17 protein-coding genes and 1 tRNA gene are annotated in these 17,383 nt (G+C 43.5%); 8 read left to right on the top strand and 10 right to left on the bottom strand.

What is annotated here, in order from left to right; genetic code table 11:
• Window positions 1–46 precede the first annotated feature (46 nt).
• Window positions 47–946: a prephenate dehydratase gene (locus tag AC1DYT_RS09845; protein ID WP_477469575.1), complete on the bottom strand. Its 900-nt coding sequence runs from the start codon at window positions 944–946 to the stop codon at window positions 47–49.
• A gap of 289 nt (window positions 947–1,235) precedes the next feature.
• Between AC1DYT_RS09845 and AC1DYT_RS09840 the strand changes: the two genes are divergently transcribed.
• Window positions 1,236–1,517 (top strand): hypothetical protein, encoded by a 282-nt coding sequence (locus AC1DYT_RS09840; RefSeq protein ID WP_477469447.1) that lies wholly within the window; start codon window positions 1,236–1,238, stop codon window positions 1,515–1,517.
• Here the strand turns inward: AC1DYT_RS09840 and AC1DYT_RS09835 are convergent.
• The gene (locus AC1DYT_RS09835) at window positions 1,489–2,358 is read right to left on the bottom strand and encodes a PH domain-containing protein (RefSeq protein WP_477469446.1); all 870 of its coding nucleotides are present in this window, start codon (window positions 2,356–2,358) and stop codon (window positions 1,489–1,491) included. The two genes, AC1DYT_RS09840 and AC1DYT_RS09835, sit on opposite strands and share 29 nt — an antisense overlap.
• 78 nt (window positions 2,359–2,436) lie before the next feature.
• Between AC1DYT_RS09835 and AC1DYT_RS09830 the strand changes: the two genes are divergently transcribed.
• On the top strand, window positions 2,437–2,832 hold the full coding sequence (locus tag AC1DYT_RS09830) for a hypothetical protein (RefSeq protein WP_477469445.1): 396 nt from the start codon (window positions 2,437–2,439) through the stop codon (window positions 2,830–2,832).
• A 5-nt stretch (window positions 2,833–2,837) separates the two neighbouring features.
• On the opposite strand, the gene AC1DYT_RS09825 is transcribed toward AC1DYT_RS09830, so the two are convergent.
• Window positions 2,838–3,182, bottom strand: a complete 345-nt coding sequence (locus AC1DYT_RS09825) for a HigA family addiction module antitoxin (protein WP_477469444.1) — start codon at window positions 3,180–3,182, stop codon at window positions 2,838–2,840.
• Between AC1DYT_RS09825 and AC1DYT_RS09820 the strand changes: the two genes are divergently transcribed.
• Window positions 3,183–3,674 carry a hypothetical protein gene (locus AC1DYT_RS09820; protein ID WP_477469443.1) on the top strand — a complete coding sequence of 164 codons (492 nt, stop codon included), beginning with the start codon at window positions 3,183–3,185 and terminating at the stop codon, window positions 3,672–3,674.
• A gap of 86 nt (window positions 3,675–3,760) precedes the next feature.
• Here AC1DYT_RS09820 and AC1DYT_RS09815 read toward each other — a convergent pair whose 3' ends face one another.
• The 4 genes from AC1DYT_RS09815 to AC1DYT_RS09800 form a co-directional block, all read right to left on the bottom strand.
• Window positions 3,761–4,261 carry a hypothetical protein gene (locus AC1DYT_RS09815; RefSeq protein WP_477469442.1) on the bottom strand — a complete coding sequence of 167 codons (501 nt, stop codon included), beginning with the start codon at window positions 4,259–4,261 and terminating at the stop codon, window positions 3,761–3,763.
• Between the two features lie 73 nt (window positions 4,262–4,334).
• Entirely contained in the window at window positions 4,335–5,228 is an 894-nt protein-coding gene (locus tag AC1DYT_RS09810) for a sterol desaturase family protein (RefSeq protein ID WP_477469441.1), read from the bottom strand.
• A 4-nt stretch (window positions 5,229–5,232) separates the two neighbouring features.
• Window positions 5,233–6,291, bottom strand: coding sequence for a 3-dehydroquinate synthase (gene aroB, locus AC1DYT_RS09805; RefSeq protein WP_477469440.1), 1,059 nt, complete (start codon window positions 6,289–6,291; stop codon window positions 5,233–5,235).
• A 2-nt stretch (window positions 6,292–6,293) separates the two neighbouring features.
• A complete protein-coding gene (locus AC1DYT_RS09800) occupies window positions 6,294–6,500 on the bottom strand; it encodes an RNA-binding S4 domain-containing protein (RefSeq protein WP_477460262.1) in 207 nt (68 codons plus the stop codon).
• Window positions 6,501–6,621: 121 nt separating this feature from the next.
• On the opposite strand from AC1DYT_RS09800, the gene AC1DYT_RS09795 reads away from it, so the two are divergent.
• Complete coding sequence (locus tag AC1DYT_RS09795; protein ID WP_477469439.1) at window positions 6,622–7,812, top strand: proline dehydrogenase family protein; 1,191 nt, start codon at window positions 6,622–6,624, stop codon at window positions 7,810–7,812.
• 122 nt (window positions 7,813–7,934) lie between these two features.
• Here AC1DYT_RS09795 and AC1DYT_RS09790 read toward each other — a convergent pair whose 3' ends face one another.
• Window positions 7,935–8,411: a DinB family protein gene (locus AC1DYT_RS09790; RefSeq protein WP_477469438.1), complete on the bottom strand. Its 477-nt coding sequence runs from the start codon at window positions 8,409–8,411 to the stop codon at window positions 7,935–7,937.
• A 6-nt stretch (window positions 8,412–8,417) separates the two neighbouring features.
• Complete coding sequence (locus tag AC1DYT_RS09785) at window positions 8,418–9,050, bottom strand: HAD family hydrolase (protein WP_477469437.1); 633 nt, start codon at window positions 9,048–9,050, stop codon at window positions 8,418–8,420.
• Window positions 9,051–9,133: 83 nt separating this feature from the next.
• Here AC1DYT_RS09785 and AC1DYT_RS09780 point away from each other — a divergent pair, with 83 nt between their 5' ends.
• Together AC1DYT_RS09780 and AC1DYT_RS09775 are read left to right on the top strand one after the other, a co-directional pair.
• Complete coding sequence (locus AC1DYT_RS09780; protein WP_477469436.1) at window positions 9,134–10,279, top strand: bile acid:sodium symporter family protein; 1,146 nt, start codon at window positions 9,134–9,136, stop codon at window positions 10,277–10,279.
• Window positions 10,280–10,346: 67 nt separating this feature from the next.
• Window positions 10,347–10,420, top strand: a tRNA-Ile gene (locus AC1DYT_RS09775).
• A gap of 41 nt (window positions 10,421–10,461) precedes the next feature.
• Here the strand turns inward: AC1DYT_RS09775 and AC1DYT_RS09770 are convergent.
• Window positions 10,462–10,827 (bottom strand): DUF2200 domain-containing protein, encoded by a 366-nt coding sequence (locus AC1DYT_RS09770; protein ID WP_477469435.1) that lies wholly within the window; start codon window positions 10,825–10,827, stop codon window positions 10,462–10,464.
• 588 nt (window positions 10,828–11,415) lie between these two features.
• Here AC1DYT_RS09770 and AC1DYT_RS09765 point away from each other — a divergent pair.
• Both AC1DYT_RS09765 and AC1DYT_RS09760 read left to right on the top strand, forming a co-directional pair.
• Window positions 11,416–12,333, top strand: coding sequence for an NADP-dependent oxidoreductase (locus tag AC1DYT_RS09765; RefSeq protein WP_477469434.1), 918 nt, complete (start codon window positions 11,416–11,418; stop codon window positions 12,331–12,333).
• Window positions 12,334–12,971: 638 nt separating this feature from the next.
• Window positions 12,972–16,733, top strand: a complete 3,762-nt coding sequence (locus AC1DYT_RS09760) for a glycosyl hydrolase family 28-related protein (protein ID WP_477469433.1) — start codon at window positions 12,972–12,974, stop codon at window positions 16,731–16,733.
• Window positions 16,734–17,383 lie beyond the last annotated feature (650 nt).

Here is a 17,383-nt window from a genome sequence, read left to right as displayed (position 1 = left end):
TTTCACCGATTTTTTTGGTTTGTCGTTAAATTGATTAGGGTATCGTTTATTCTATCTTTTTTATGGTGATATACTTTTTTGGTTTTTGCGCTTTTGGCAACAGCGGTGCAACTTCGTCTTCAAAGCGTTCGTACTCGCCCAAAATATTGAAGTTGTGGGTGTATTTGAGTATCTGGCGGATGCAGGCATCGTAGTGCTTGGTTTCCGTCCATTCAATGTCTACATAAAAATTGTACTCGTTGCGTTTACCCAAAACCGGCATGCTCTGTATCTTGCTCATGTTTACGTTTTCCTGTGCAAAAATATTGAGCACCTTGGCCAGCGAGCCCACCTCGTTGCTCACCTGGAAACAAAGCGAAGCCTTGTTACCTGGTTTCTTTTTGGCATTCTCGTGCGTGGTGAGGATAAGGAACCGCGTAAAATTCTTCTTGTTCGATTCTATCCGGCGCTCCAATACGTCGAGTTCGTAAAGCTGCGCGGCCAGGGCGTTGGCAATGGCAACAGTATCGGTAAGCTGCTCATCGCGGATGCGTTTGGCGCAGGCAGCGGTATCATTGCTCTCTACCATTTGAAGGTGCGGGTACTCGTCAAAAAAATCGATGCACTGGCGGATGGCAATGGGGTGGGAGGTTACATATTTAATATCCTCGAACTTTACGCCAGGCAGCGCCATAAGGTGCAGCTGTATGGGCACGTAAACCTCGCCTACCACCGGGAAACTGTAGCTCATCAGCAGCGAATAGTTGGGCAATATGCTGCCGGCAATGCTGTTTTCTATGGCCATTACCAGATAATCGGCCTGGTCGTTCTTCAGCGCCTCGAAGGTTTGCTTAAAAGAGTTGCACTCTACGGTGGTTATGTTTTCGCCAAAAAATTTAAATGCGGCTTCCTCGTGGAAGGAAGCGCGTATCCCCTGTATGGCAACTCTTGGTTTCTCGATTTTCATCATTCGTGTTAAAGCAAAAAGTCCCGCCTTTTTGGGCCGGGACTTTTCAGTTTTGTATGTTTTGTTAGTACATATCAGTCCCGGCTTTTACTGCTAAAGTAAAAGTAGAAACCATAAAAATATGCACGTGAGTTGTTCATTGTTGTTCTTATGCCGTAAATGTACAAGTAAAAAACAATTTGTCAAGAGATAATTTCATTTTTTGTGAATATTTGTAGGTGAACAGAATTTAATTGGGCGAAAAAGGCTAATTTCAGTTTAAATCATTATTATATATTGTTGACGATATATGGCCACACGTAAGCTTTGGATATTAGGAGTAGCAGCAGTAGTTATAGACCTGGTTGTTTATGCTTCGTTCGGGTTAATGCTGATGGGCTATGATGATGCTCATGACGGCGTCGAACCGGATTATTACAAATGGTCAGGTTATACAACTTTAGATAAAGCTGCAGTAATTGGCCTTTGGTTTTGGAACATTGTAAACATTTTGTTTTGGGGATATGTGGTTTATAGGGTTGTTAAGGAGAGACTGGTTCCACTTACAACTCGACCAAAATCCACTTTTTAACTATAACCCATTCCGGTTTAAAATACATGGGGAACTTTTGCGCGAGATTTACTGACAATAAGTTAGGGAATCTTATGCTTGACGAATCTTTAAAAACAACTTCCGTAAATGTTATTGCAAAAGGTTGTTTACGATTTATTGATGTAGTTGTAATAATTTTAACAACATCGGCTTTGTTGTAAGTTTTTGTTTCATCTAAAGTGTTGCCAAACGTAAATTCATTACTACCTCTTGCTATATGTAAATGTTGCCCTTTATAATTTTGCATTTTAACAAAGCAATAAATTGGCCCAACCCAAAACAATGTTGCTGTTAAAGCGAGATAGACTCCCGTGGTAATTGATGTTGGATTGTTAAATAATCCCAAAATAAAAATTATGGTAAATGCTAAAGCGGTTAATGTTATCCAAAACGTGCAAAAGAATACTTGCCAAGGCTTAACGGCATAGTTGAAATTTTTAGTTAAAAAATATTGCCGCTGGAGGTACGTCCATGGTTGTTTTTCCAATTGCTGCAAATTCAAGCCTCTTTCGAAAAAATCAATTACCATTTCCTCCACATCGTCTATATGGATGGGGTAGCGTTCGTAAAAACGGTTCTCCTTATTCAGGTAATAAATGTGAAAAGTTCCGCCATAATGGATGCCTATCTTTAAAAAATTACAGTCATTATCAACTATGGTTACAGATGGGCCGGTTAGGTCAATTTCAGCATAGCGTTCCCGTTCCCAGGGAAAGTTATTTATCAAGGCCAGCGTTTCCTCGAGCGTACGTGCCTGTTCCTCGTAATACTCGCCATCCTCGCAGGTTTTATATTGAAGTTTGGATATAAAGGCAGGCATTTGTTTTAAGATTGACGATGCCAAATTACCAATTTATCTTATTCGAATTGCCGTATCTTTAAACATCAATTCAAACCTATGTCCCCAACAGAATACATCAGCCAGCAAGCACCAGAACGGCAAGCTATCATGACTACCCTGCACGAGTCTGTTTTAGCAAATGATAAAACAGTAACACCCGTTGTAGAACCCATGATGGGTAAAGAAATGATCATCTACAAAGAGGGCAGTACCACGATGAAATACGCACTATCCGGTGTGAAAAAATACATGTCGGTACACTGCCTGCCCATGTATATGAACCCTGCTATACATGGAAAATACTCAGCTTTATTGCCGAACGTAGAATTTCAGAAGGGGTGTTTCAATTTTACAAAGGCAGACGAGGTACCATTGGATATTGCCGGCCAGTTATTTGCCGAGTGCGCCGCAATAAGCATTGTGGCGTTGTTGGCAAACAGGAAGAAGAAATAGAAAGATTAGGCGCTGTCTTTACAAAAAAGCTGTATAGACGACCTTTTGATTTTCCTCTCGGCGTGCCACACCTCGTAATTGTTTTGCAGGTTTATCCAAAATTGGGTAGAGTTGCCGAATGCTTCTGATAGCTTGACAGCGAGTTCGGGGCTTATGCCTAAATGCCCGTTAATAACGGAGGATAGGTTTGCCCGTGCCATGTTCAATCCTTTGGCTACTTCAGTAATAGTTAAGCCGCGCTCAACAATAAACATCTCCTTTAATATTTCTCCCGGGTGGGATGGCGGTAAATCTCTTTTTTGCATAGCCTCAATTTTGTAATCCTTAAAACTAAAGAGTAAATTTATCATATGAAAAACTTAAAGCGGGCTTTTCTTTCCATTTTCATGATATTACCATTTTCTGCTTTCGCCAGCGGAGGAGAGGCTTTGTTGGGCATAGAACTTCAGGTGACAGCGTTTCTTATTTTAATCGTCATGGTGCTGTTTAGCCGCCTGCCTTATTTGGCTAAAATTGGTTTATTAGCCGTTTATTTGTGGGTGTCCTTTTTAAACTTTTATCTTTTAAAGGATTTAAAATACGGGTATTATTTGAATAATGAAGTTGTAGCTAATATTCGATTTTTTCTGCCTCAAATTTTCGCTACAATATTGGTGTATTACCTGATACTAAAGAAATTAAAGAAGAAAGATATAGGTAATTTCTCTTTACAAGAATCTGTAAGCCGTCAAGACTCAATCCCTGAGGTTTTCAGTGATTTCATCCCAGAGAAATCCGCTGAAGAATTAATAACCGAACTTAAAAACGCAAGAATTTCAACACGCAAAATCGACGAAATTTAGAGATTATGCCGTATCCTTTTTATACTCCCTCTGCATCAACCTCGCCGTTTGCGTACTGCCATCGTGGCATCGGTTGAGACTTTTATCTACTGCAACACAATGTGAACATCGCCGGTAATTTTACTTTTCGCATTTTCCTTGTCAAAAAAGCGAACACTTACATGATATGTTTCGCCAACAAGGAAGGGGGGGCGCAGTGTCATATTGGCCGACAAGGCTGTAGCACTTGCAGGCTCAACGCCGTTTTTTGAATATGCTGCCATGGCATCGTCAATATGGCCCAATATCTTACCGCTTTTATCCTTAACCGTAATCTCACAGCCCGGATACGCCTTGCCATCTCTTAAGGTATAATTACTCACATTATTTGCAACCATAAAGATTGTGGAGCTAATAGGGATTTTGTTTGAAGATAAACGTTCGCCCGCTTTGTTGGTCAGAAAAACATCATCGACCTTGAAACCATTGTAGGATACTGAAAGGCCTGTGTTTAAGTCCTTTTTTGTTCCTACGCTAAATTGGCATCCCATTAGCATAAACCCTGCCAGGGCAAAAGCAAAAACGTTTAAAAAAGATGTTTTTTTCATTTTGATTGTGATAGTAGGTGCTGGATTCAAATAAACAAAAAAAGTTCGACTTAAAACTATTAAAAAGGGGCGTTTACGCCACATCTTTCTTATACTCCCTCTGCATCACCCTTGCCGTCTGCGTACTGCCATCATGGCTCCAACCCGGAGGGTTAAGCAAGTACAACAACTTATTCCTTAAGCCCGGCGCGCGTTTTACATCGCGCAGCAGATCCTTCCATTCGTGAAAAAGCACATTTACAGGCCCCATGTCTTGGGGTTGATGGGTGAGGCCGTATTTAACAGGTTCGGCAGGGTCTTCATCATGGAAGGTGCCGAAGAGCCTGTCCCACACGATAAACATCATACCCATGTTTTTATCGAGGTAGGGGATATTGCTGGCGTGGTGCACCCTGTGGTGCGCGGGTGTTACAAATATAAAAGCATACCATTTGGGCAGCGGAATCTGGTACTGTGTATGCACCAGGTTGCCGTAAAGCTGCGTGAGCAGGTAGGCGTATAAAATATCCACCGCGTTAAAGCCGAACAAGGCCAGGGGCATATAAAAGAAAGTGCGGTATAAAGGCTCGAAAACCGTAGAACGGAAGCCCGTGCTGAAATTGAAATGTTCGGATGAATGGTGCGTTACATGCATGGCCCAAAACAAGCGGCAATAATGCCCGCTGTAATGCAGCACCCAATACAAAAAATCCTGCGCTACTACCAGCACCAACCAATATGCAAATGGATTGCTTATTTGCACGAACCTGAATTGATAAGCAAAGCTGAGCAGGAAAAAGCCCGTGCCATTCACCAGCAGGTTCATCAAAAAGGCCAGCGTAGTGAGGTAGATATTGGTAAGTGTATCCCGTTTTTCGTAATAATGGCGGTTTTCGCGGTAGCTGAACCACATTTCGGTAATGGTTAAGCCTACCAGCAAAGCAACCAGCAGCACTACTGCTTCGTGGCGTGCATCTAAAGGGGGCATTTTTTTACAGGGTAGTGTAATATCTTAAACTATCACAAAGTTCTTGCTCTGTGCAGATATTATCAATACTGTAGTGTCCAATGCGTGTCAATAAAGTGCAATTTATTTGGCCGTTTTGATTTTTCTTGTCCTTCTGCATCAGTTCGAATAATGCAGGATAACAATCATCGGCTATTGAATGTTTTGGGTAAAGTTTGGTCAATACTTCGGCTATCTCCGTCAGTTCGGCATCAGGCAGGCCGGTTTTTAGGTTAGCCAGCCAGGCTTCGCAAACCATCCCTACGGCAATAGCCTCGCCATGCGTTAAAGGGTTGCTGTCGTTAAGCATAGAATAGGTTTCCACCGCATGACCCACGGTATGGCCAAAGTTAAGGGCCTTTCGGATGCCTTTTTCGTGCGGATCCTCAATTACCACTTCGTTTTTTATCTCTACGGAACGGTGTACCAGTTCTAAAGAAGGAATGCTAAGGTCGCTGGTTTTCAGCTTACCCCAGTAGGCTGCGTCGCAGATGAGGCCGTGTTTCAGCATTTCTGCAAGGCCGGATAAGATTTGGCGTTCGGGCAGGGTTTTAAAGAAATCGGCCACCATAAATACCGCTTTTGGCTGCGTAAAGGTGCCGATGATGTTTTTGATGCTATCTAAATCTACACCGGTTTTGCCGCCTACAGAGGCATCTACCTGCGAAAGCAGGGTAGTGGGCACTTGTACAAAATCGATACCGCGCTTGTAGGTAGAGGCCACGAAGCCCCCCAGATCTGTAACCACGCCACCGCCCAGGTTTATCATCAGGGCTTTGCGGTCGGCACCGAAGTCGATCAGCATCTTCCAAACGCCGATGCAAAAATCAAGGTTCTTGCTTTCTTCGCCGGCGTTTATTTCGATAATGTCGTAATTATCGGCATCGCCAAGATATTGCTGCAACAAGGGCAGGCAATGCACCGCGGTGTTCTCATCGGTTAAAACAAAACTGCGGGAGTATTTGCCTTCCTTTATAAAATTAACCAGTTGGGTTAGGCTATCATCGAAAAATATTTGGTAGCCGTCGCTTTGTATCGTATCCATATTTAAATAACCTTGATGGTCGTCCCCCGGAATTCCACCAGGTCGCCTGCTTTTACCTTGAGGCGTTTGCGGTAATCGACGGTGCCATTATAGCTTACCTCGCCATATTGCACCGCTATTTGCGCTTCGCCGCCGGTTTGTACCAGCCCCGCGGCCTTAAGCAGTTGTATCATGGGGATAAAATCGCCGATTACTTTAAATTCGATCATGGGTGGCAAAAATAAACTATTCGTACAATAATGGGTTATCATTTTATAATTTTGCACATTGGTTCATAGTTAATAGATTATAGTTGACGGGAACACCTGCAGCTACCATGAACTATCAACCATGAACTACGAACATTTTAGCATGAACGAAAAACTCTCCTTCGAAAATACCCAAGTCGCTTTTAAACATTCCAGCAATACCGACCTTAACCGCGCCTATTGGCTGTTCAGGGTTATCAACGTGAACTTTTTGGTAAAGATTGGCCCGCCCATCACCAACTTTTTTATGAAGATAGGCTTGCCCATCAAAAGCCTGATAAAGACCACCATATTCAAGCATTTCTGCGGCGGTGAAACCATTGCCGAGTGCGACAAAACCATTAAAAACCTGGCAGATGGCGGCGTAGGCACCATCCTTGATTATTCGATAGAAGGGGAAGACGACGAAACCGTTTTCGATAACACGCGCGACGAGATTATCCGCACCGTAGTGCGCGCCTCAAAAGATAAGGCTATCCCGCTTACCGTTTTCAAGGTGACGGGCGTTGGCCGTTTTTCGCTATTGGAGAAACTGGACGAGGGCTTGAAGCTAAATATGGACGAGCAGATAGAATGGCAAAAGGTGCAGGACCGCGTGCTGGAGATTTGCGAAATGGCGCATAGCGAGGGCGTACCAGTGATGATAGATGCCGAAGAAAGCTGGATCCAAAAAACTATCGACAACCTCGCTATCAACATGATGCGCTTTTTTAATAAAGAGGAAGCCATTGTTTACAACACCTACCAAATGTACCGCCACGATAAATTGGCATCGCTGATAACCGATTTTACCGTTGCCGAGGATGAAGGTTTTATCCTGGGAGCAAAAATTGTTCGTGGCGCTTATATGGAAAAAGAACGCAAACGTGCCGAAGAACGCAGCTACCCATCGCCCATACAGCCGGATAAGGCGGCTACCGACCGCGACTACAACGATGCCCTGGTTTTTTGCGCCGACCATGTAGAAAAGATAGCCATTGTTGCCGGCACCCACAATGAAGATAGCTGCCGCCTGCTGGCCGACTTGCTTGACGAGAAGAAAATCGCCCACAACAACCCACATGTGTATTTTTCGCAGCTGCTGGGCATGAGCGATAACCTGAGCTTTAACCTGGCCGATTCGAAATATAACGTAGCCAAGTACGTACCCTATGGCCCTATAAAGGCCGTGCTGCCATACCTTTTTCGCCGTGCGCAGGAGAACACAGCCATTGCCGGCCAAATGAGCCGGGAGCTGAGTTTGATTGTGAAGGAGAAGAAGAGGAGGGGATAGAGGTTTTTCCACCACCGCGTCATTGCGAGGCACGAAGCAATCTCTACACAGGCAGAGCCACTGAGCATGTCCGATTGTCTTGTCTGGAGATTGCTTCGTGCCTCGCAATGACGCTGGAGTAATTATTCCCTCACCACATCCGTATCCACAGGCGTATAATCGAGTTGCCTGCTCATACTTACCACCTGCCCTTTGTGGTGGAATTCGTGGGTGATGACGTGCGTGAATATCTCGAATGGCGAGCGGGTGAGCTGCGACCCGTCCGGCCGGGTAATGAGCCGCTGCTGCTCCAACGAGTCCGCAAAATAATGGAGGAACTCGTTCATCAGTAAATCTATCTGGCCAAATACCTGTATTACCGAAGCGATATCCTTATGTTCCTCGTTGTTGAAGAACGGTCGCGGCTGCTGCATCGCCGATTTAGATAGCCAGAACAGGTAGCAATTGGCTACGTGCATCAGCTGGCTCAGTATGCTTGCGTTATTGAACGATGGCAGCGGCCTGAGCAAATCTTCCGGCTTAATGATTTGGCAATAATCGAAAAGCGCGCTGCGCGCCGAAAGTACTAAACGGTATTGCTGAAGCAGGATTTGTTGCATGGCATTTTAGATTAAATGTTCGCGTTGGGCGAAAGCCTGCAGGGTATCCGGCGCGGTCATTAAAAACGTTTGTATGCCTAGCGTTTTAGCGGCTTCCAGGTGCTGCGGGCTATCGTCTATAAATAAAGTTTCTGCTGCAATAAGGTTGTTCTCTTTTAGCACTTGTTCAAAAATATGCGGTTCGGGCTTGCGCTTGCCCACCAGATGCGAATAATACGTTTTCTCGAAGAGATGCTCGTTATCCTCAAAGCCGAACTCATCCTTCAGGTACTTCATGATATAGGTGTAGTGGATATCGTTGATGTTGCTGAGCAAAAAGGTGCGGTATTTATCTTTCAATTGCAGCAGCAGATCATGGTTGCCGGGGGCGATGCCTAATAACAGGCTGTTCCAGGCATCTGTAATTTGCTGGTCGGTAACGGCGGGATTACCAATCTTCTCTTTTACGTATGCGCGGAACTCATCGGCACTGACCTCGCCACGGTCGAACTTATCGAATATCTGGTCCTGCTGGCGGTGGCCGAAGAAGCCCTCTGCATCGGCAATGCCAAGCTTCTTAAATTCCTGCTGCGCTATGCGGAAATCGATACTGAAGATAACGTTGCCGTAATCGAATATGATGTTTTTGATGTTTTGCATAAACATTTCGTAATTTGATGGCAAATATGTGCAAATGGCTTTAAAAACCTTTGCGCAAGGCCTAAAATTTAAAAATTGATACCATGCCCGGCACCCGCGCAAACTGGCAAATTTTATTGATACCCGCTTTATGCCTGGTAGCATTCCTAATCCTCACGCTAATGGGCAAACCGGTTGCCGGTTGGATGCTTACCCTGGCTTTCCTGTCGCTTGGCATTAGTTTCAGAGCCTACCCAAAGCTAAAGGGCTTCGCATTTACCATGACCATATTCGCGGCATTTGTAGTTGCTATGTATTACCCGCAGTATTTTAAGCAAGTCGGCGGGTTTAAGCTTTCTGCTTTGATTATTCCCCTGCTGCAGGTAATTATGTTTGGCATGGGGGCCGAACTCAGCTTTAAAGAACTGGCCGGCATCATCAAAATGCCTAAAGGTATTTTGGTGGGCGTGGTGTGCCATTACACCATTATGCCGTTGATTGGCTTCGGTTTGGCTAACCTGTTCCATTTCCCTAATGAAATTGCGGCGGGAATTATCTTAGTGGGTTGCTGCCCCAGCGGACTGGCATCAAACGTAATGGCTTACCTGGCGCGGGCAAACCTGGCGCTTTCTGTAGCGGTAACCACGGTATCAACCCTGCTGGCCCCTTTGTTTACGCCATTGCTGATGCGTTTGCTGGCCGGCAAGTTTATCGAAGTGCATTTTTGGGATATGGCCTGGGATACTACCCGCGTGGTGCTTATCCCAATATTTGCAGGGCTGTTGTTTGATAAGCTGGTACGCGGACGTCTGAAATGGCTGGATAAGCTGATGCCGGTTATATCCATGGCGGGCATCGGCCTCATCATCGTAGTGATAACCGCCGCCGGGCGCGATAGCCTTATCAAAGTAGGTTTCCTGCTGTTTGTGGCGGTGTTTATCCACAATGTGTTAGGCTATACTTTAGGCTATTGGTTTAGCAGGCTATTGCGCTTTAAGGAGAAAGACTGCCGCACCATATCCTTAGAAGTAGGTATGCAAAACAGCGGACTTGCTGCCGGCCTGGCCCTGTTAATGGGCGGGATGGGTACAGTAGGCCTGGCGGCGGTGATATTTGGGCCGGTGATGAATATATCGGGTTCCACGCTATCAAACTGGTGGCATGGCCGCCCGCCCGCGGACGACAAGGAAGCCTTGAACAATAGCCCGGTAAATAAAATTGCTAAAAAAGAGGTAGTTACAAACTTGTAATAAAAAAGGGAAATGAATTTTGCAATTTTCGCATCATTTCCCCATATTTGCAGCCTCGAAAATAACCGCGCCTATAGCTCAGTCGGTTAGAGTAGAAGACTCATAATCTTTTGGTCCCTGGTTCGAGCCCAGGTGGGCGCACAGAGATAAAAACCGCGATTCCAACCAGGATCGCGGTTTTTTTATGCTTTCCGCAGTATTTTCTCCATCTTTTTGCCTTTGGCCAATTCGTCTACCAGCTTATCTAAATAGCGAACTTGTTGTGTTAATGGGTTTTCAATTGTTTCTACACGGTAGCCGCAAATGAGCCCGGTAATGAGTGTAGCATTGGGGTGCAGCGAGGCCTGGCTAAACAAGGCCTCGAAGGTTGCTCTTTGCGCTATAAGGTCCTCGAGTTGCGCTGCGGTGAAGCCGGTGAGCCAGGTGATAACCTCGTCGAGTTCTGCTTTGGTGCGGCCTTTCTTTTCTACTTTGCTGAGGTACAGCGGATAAACGGAAGCGAATATCATTTTGGCGATGCGTTCATCGTGGGTGCTGGTGTTAGTCATTTTTTGATAATGAAAGGGGTAGTGGAGCTAAATTTAGGAATAAATCCGAATATTATTTAGTGTTCGGAGATGCCCGCGTAATGAGGGTTTTTGTCCAACTTTTATTTTATAGAAATTCAAAAAAAACAGGTGGAATTGTACTAATCCCGGGTGGACATATGACACCTTTATTTGGCTTAAAAGTCATAAAAAAACCTTAAAAATCTTTGTTTTTCTGTGTTTTTCGTAGTTTTTTAGCGTTTTTTTGACGAGATGCAAAACGGCCTTTTTGCATGGAAACGGCTTTTTCATGCAAAAAGGCGCAAATTTTTTCCAGCTTTTTCCAATAATCCGGGATGTTTTAGCTGTGATTTTCCAGGAAATTCCAGGGGTGTTGCAGGTATGCAGAAACTCATAGCGGGCATCAGCACGACCTGCTCTTGCAGGCCACTAGCTTGTTGAAAGGCTCAGCTTAGCCGCATGCGTTGTTGGTATGGGTAACCTTTCGCCGGACCTTCAGGGTATGCTTGAACAAGCGATCAAAATCTAATCTACAGCAACACCATTTCGTTAAGCAGCTGTTTGTTGATTAACAAAAAGGGGTGGATTATGAAAGCAATTGTTGTAACAGATGAGAATGCAGGAATAGCCGGGATGAAACTTGTAAACCTATCCGAGCCGCAGGCAGCGATAAACGATGTCATCGTTCAGGTTCATGCGGCCAGTATCACCGGCGATGAGCTATCGTGGCCATCAACCTGGACCGACCGCGCCAGCCATGACCGGACGCCGTCGATCCCCGGCCACGAACTGGCCGGCGTGGTAACTGCACTCGGTTATGGCACCACCGGGCTAACGGTAGGGCAACGGGTGTTCGGTCTGCAAGATTGGTACCGCAACGGTTCGTTGGCGGAGTACGTGGCCATAGAAGCAAGAAACCTTGCGCCGCTGCCAAACGATGTTGATTTCAATGAGGGCACTGCGCTCGTGATGCCGGGCCTCACTGCCTGGCAAGGACTTTTCGACCACGGCCGCCTTCAGGCGAAACAAAGGGTACTGGTACATGGGTCCGCAGGTATCGTCGGTTCAATGGCTGTCCAGCTTGCACGTGAGGCTGGCGCCTATGTGATCGGCACCGGGCGAACTGCCCACCGTGAAGCGGCGCTCGGTTTCGGCGCAAATGAGTTCATCGACCTGGATAATGAAGCTTTAGAACCTATCGGCCAGGTCGATCTGGTTTTTGATACCTTCGGCGGCGAAATCGCGAAGCGATCTTTAAACCTGATCCGTGCCGGGGGAACGTTCGTGACCATCGCCGGGCCCATCGAAGAGCGGGCCAACGGAGTTCTAAATATTGATTTTGTTGTTGAAGCCGATCGCTCTCAATTGATTGAGATCGCGAAGAGGTTCCGGGAGGGGCGTTTGCAGACGAATACTGGTAACATCGTTACACTAGACAATGCCATTGCCACCTACAACTCGACCGATCGGCTCAAGGGAAAGACTATTGTCCGCGTTCGCCCGTAAGTTATGTCAAAGGCTTTACTTATTATGGTAACGTGTGCGGCTACAAATTTTCTCCAGCTTTTTCCAATAATTCGGGATTTTTTAGCTGTGATTTTCCAGGAAATTCCAGGTTTGTTGCGGGTATTTAGCGACTAATAATGGGCATCAGCATGGCCCGCTCTTGCAGGCCGCTACCTTGTTGAGCATATCAGGTTAGCCGCATGAGTTGTTGGTATAGGTAAGGACATCGTAGCGATGCCTTCGGGTTTGCCTACCCATGGGCCTGTTGTAGGATCTTACGCAACGAAGCCTGCTTAGGCACGAGTAGCCCACGCTTAGTTCAGCCCGGATACGCGCGTTAAGTGATACGATGGGTACTTAGCTGTCTGACCTTTTAAATGAATGGACAATGATCCTGAAGACCAATTTCTGTGATGTTTCAAACAAGTCAAATTATTGTGTAATAGGCCGTGTAAAATAGCTCAATAATCTAAAATGTGTCCTGCTATTGTTCTGTAGTATCGTTAAAACACGGTTTGAATTTGGGTTAAAAGACGGCTTTCTGAAGGCGCTAGTGTCGCTAAATTTGTTTCAAATGGTACGCGATTTAAAACAAACTAACGGTATAGTGTAGCCATCAACCAATTAAATATTTAATTATGGCAGACACAATTATTTCCTCTTCGGGATCAGTACAGATTGAAAGTACTGACGGAACCACCCCAGACACCATTCAATTCAGTGGTGACACCATCAAACGACTATCTGACAATAAAGAGGTATTATTTACCGGCGATGCCGAACCGCCTTTGGGGTTTACGGCTGAGAATGTGTCTAACAAAAAGAATACGATCAATAATAGTGCTACTGAATATCCGAGCGGAGCAGCGGTATTGAATGCATTAAATTTGAAGCTTGACGCAGATAAACAATCTATCAATACAACGGTAGATGGATTACGAGCAATAATGGCTCCACAATTGGACGTCCTATATCAGACGACAGACTATGGGGGCGGTAATTGGTATTGGAACCCTGACGATTCAACTCCATCTAATACCGGTACTGTTATAAAAGCAACATCGATAGAGACAGGGCGCTTCAATCGTATCTATGCTAATAAAATAGTATACGTTACCTGGTTTGGAGCTAAAGGTGATGGATTAACTGACGATTTTGACGCAATTCAAAAAGCAATAGACTTCGTTGCTGGTAACGGAATTGTAGTTATTCCAGGCGGAGTATATCTACTTAGTAAATCTTTAGGTGGAGGTATTCGTTTACCATTTGATGCCCAAGGTATAACAATACTTGGTGCTGGTAAGGGTATAACTACGATTAAGTTAAGCAGAAATGTGCCAAGAGCTTTTGATATGAAATATCAAGGTGTTAATACTGCTGCAACGTTGTATCAAAATATTACACTCAAAAATTTCACAGTTGATAATGATAAACTAACCGGAACAATTATAGCGTGTTGTAAAACTATATCTAATTCAGTTACTGGCAATGGTACTTATTTGGATCTTATTGTGGGGGATAATACTGGATTCTTAAATGGGGGTGGAGTTTATTTCCCATTGACAAACAGTGGATCAGCCAAAGGATTATATAGGGCTTCAAGATTAAAACCTGGAAGTCCTACTACTATTCAAGTCTTATTAAATACTGGAGAAAATATAAGCGTAAATGATGTAGTTAAAGGTGGCGATCATAATCATAAGATTTTAGGTTGCTTCTTATATGGTAGTACTTCTATTGATAATAATTCAGTGTCTTATCGTAATCTGAATTTTGACAATATTACCGTTGAAAATATAGATCTAATTAATGGAATTGTTGAACCTGTGGCTACAGATATTGGCCTAACTTTACGTGGTTCAACATTTAGTATTGGTATATTTTTATCTAGTAATCCAACTCCGGAATATACCGAAACCTTATATGCAACCAATATCACAATAAAAAATGTAGGTATTTATGGCTGTGCAGCGGGGGTTTTTGTTGGACCTTCTGCAGGTAACTCAGCAGGATATGCTCAGACTTTTCTTGATAATATTTATATACAAGATTGTATTACTGACACTGGAATTACTCCTACCAACCAATTTAACTGTTTAGGTTATTTAATAGGTTCTAAGGGATTTGGTAATAGAGTTCTGATAGAAAATTGTGTAGCAATCGGTAGTGCGGATGTTGGGTTTGAAGTTAACGCTTTTAGTGATGCTAAATTAATTAATTGTAATTCTTTTAATTGCTATGGTTCAGGTTATTTTACAACTAATTACAACTATCCTGCGGCAACTATGGCAGGTACTCCTACTACTACTATTTCACATACAGGCGGCATTACCAATACCGCCACTGATTTGATAGTAGCTTCAATCCCAACTAATATTGCAGTTAAAGGTTATTTGACTATCGACGATACTGAACTACTATCCTACGTGTACAATGGAACTACTACACTAACTGTTGAAAGAGGTTTAAATCATGCGGCTGGCATTTCACATCTTAATGGAGCAGTAGTAAGGTTTTTTGAACATAAAAAACAAAGCTTGTACTTTGAAAACTGTTCTTATACCAATGATGCTCTTAATGCAGGTGCTTTACAAGGTTGGAGATCAAGTAGGGGATTTATCTTACCTAACTCTCCATTAAAGTTAAAAAATTGTATTTATAATAGAACAACTCCATATTTAGGAGCACAAGGAGAAGCTTTATATGTATTAGGTGAAAATACATTAACGAATATTGATGGCTTAACATTAAATATCGTAAATTTTAATGCCACCACAGTTGATGGACAAACTTCATCACCTATTCATTTTGCAAATAATGATTATGGTGCAAATGGAGTAGCGAGTCTATCCCCACAACAACAATTAAGAATTAATAACATAAATTTTAATCTTAATGGCATTTTAAACGATGGCATAACAGCTAACAATAATTATTTATTTGCGATTAATGTAGCTTATGGAAATTATATATTAGACTGGTCTAATATTGTTCTTGATATAAATTTGTCAACTACTGCCGCATCTAGATTATTTGGTATCGGTTTTTATACTTTCACTGACGACAACAACTTGTATGCGTCTGGTACAATCGATGGGTTTAGATGTTCAATGACCGGTGACTCTGCACCTACAGGGATATTTACTATTGATAAGACTTTTGTGAGAAACTTGATTATAGATCATGTTGATTATACCAATTTAATTTTTGCCTCAGGTGCAGGTAATGCAAACTATCGTGGGTATGTTTTGAATGCAGCTAATTCTGCGAATATATATATCAAAAACACCCAATATCCATTAAGCTATACGGGAACTCCTCCTATCTTAGATGTCTATTTAAAAACACCAAATACTTTTACAAGTGCACAAATTATTAGTTTAACTGGTATTGGTGCAACCACCAGTAGCGGCAATCAGTTAGTAAACACTACTGCTGCTACCAACTCGATACAGCAATATAGTCCTGCACAAAAGTTTACTGGTTATGGTTGGGATAACGCTAGCTCGCTAAGCAAGCCAGTTGATTGGTGGTTATATGCTCAAAATACAGCTGGTGCAGGGAATCCAACCAGTAGTTTTAACTTTGCTTGCGCTATAAATAGTGGAAGTATAAATACTTTATATCAGTTTTTATCTAGCGGTACTTTTGTAGCAACTACTGGTGCAATATTTACTAATAAAGCAGGTATAGGTGCAACTTCAGGCGATGGAGTTGTAATGCAAAATACATTTGCTGCAACCTCTGGCGTTCCGGTGCAATATTCCACAAGAGTAAGGCAAACTGGGACTGCCTGGAATACTACAACTACGACTTCAAATACAATGGATGTGATTCAAGAGTTACGCCCTGTTACAGGAGCTGTACCTTCTTCAAAACTGGTTTGGGCATTTCAAAATATAGCTGTTGGAGGTTATTTTGATAAGTTAAGCTTAAGCAATACAGGTGTACTTGGCTTATATGGTAATACCAGCGGCATTGTTAGCATTCAAACTCAAGCTGCCGCCGGGACCTATAATTTTAACCTTCCTACTACAGCAGGGACAGCGGGTCAAGTTTTAACCTCGCAAGGAGGGGGTTCAAATGCGATGACATGGGCAACGCCTGCTGTAGACGCCGTTAATACCGCAACTGATGCAAACTATACCGTTACCTCAGCATTGCAGTTTGTTAAGCTACCATTTGTAACCGCGAACAGGACGGTAACCATCCCTTCGGCCTCCAGCTATACCGGGCAAACCATAAAAATATGGAATCAGAATACTGCTGCCGGAGGGTTTAACTGGTCTTTTGCAGGAGCAACTGTCAAAGATGCAACCAACACTACTATCACAACATTGGCTAATACAACGGTTTATATCATTGAGTCAGACGGGACTAACTGGATTAAAATGAATTAAACGTCATGCTACTAATCTGTGGCGCGGGTGTATTGATTATACAGCCTAAAGCCAAAAGAGCATACCTGTTCTTCCCCCCAGGATTTACTGATATGCTCTTTTTTATTTTTGTCGGACCCTGATTTCGATTCTTAAAACCTAATTTCAAATCCAATCCATGAAAAATGAAAATTTCCCTTTTATAGGGGGAAGAATAATCTTTGGATTAATTTACTTTTTCTTCAACTTGTAAATCGAAGCTTAGGACTCGGACCAGGGGACCATAATTCAAAAAGTTCGAAAAACGCTCAATAACCGTATTTTTGCAGGGGTCAGAGAGGTGATACCTAAAGCAGCTACAAAGCCTTTTGCGTACCTAGTAAGTGATTGAAATTAATTGATAATAGAGTTACGTATATTTCCCAGATGGGTGTACTTCAAACATCAAACACCGCCTCCACAATATCGTGGCTGCGGTGTTTTGTCTCGCATTATTTGCATCGAGTTCTCCGGTGCTTAGCAACGGCCATTTCGGCTATGCCGCTTTACAAATTCATGTCATTTTTTACCCTCAGGCGGCGTTATATTCACACCACGAAGACGACTTGCCTGGCGGACAATCCGGATTGCCCCCAATCATTATTACCCACCCATGACCTCCCCCGCAAGCC

This window comes from Mucilaginibacter sp. P1_D10, from assembly GCF_056406215.1.
This window is presented reverse-complemented; position numbering and strand designations above follow the sequence as displayed.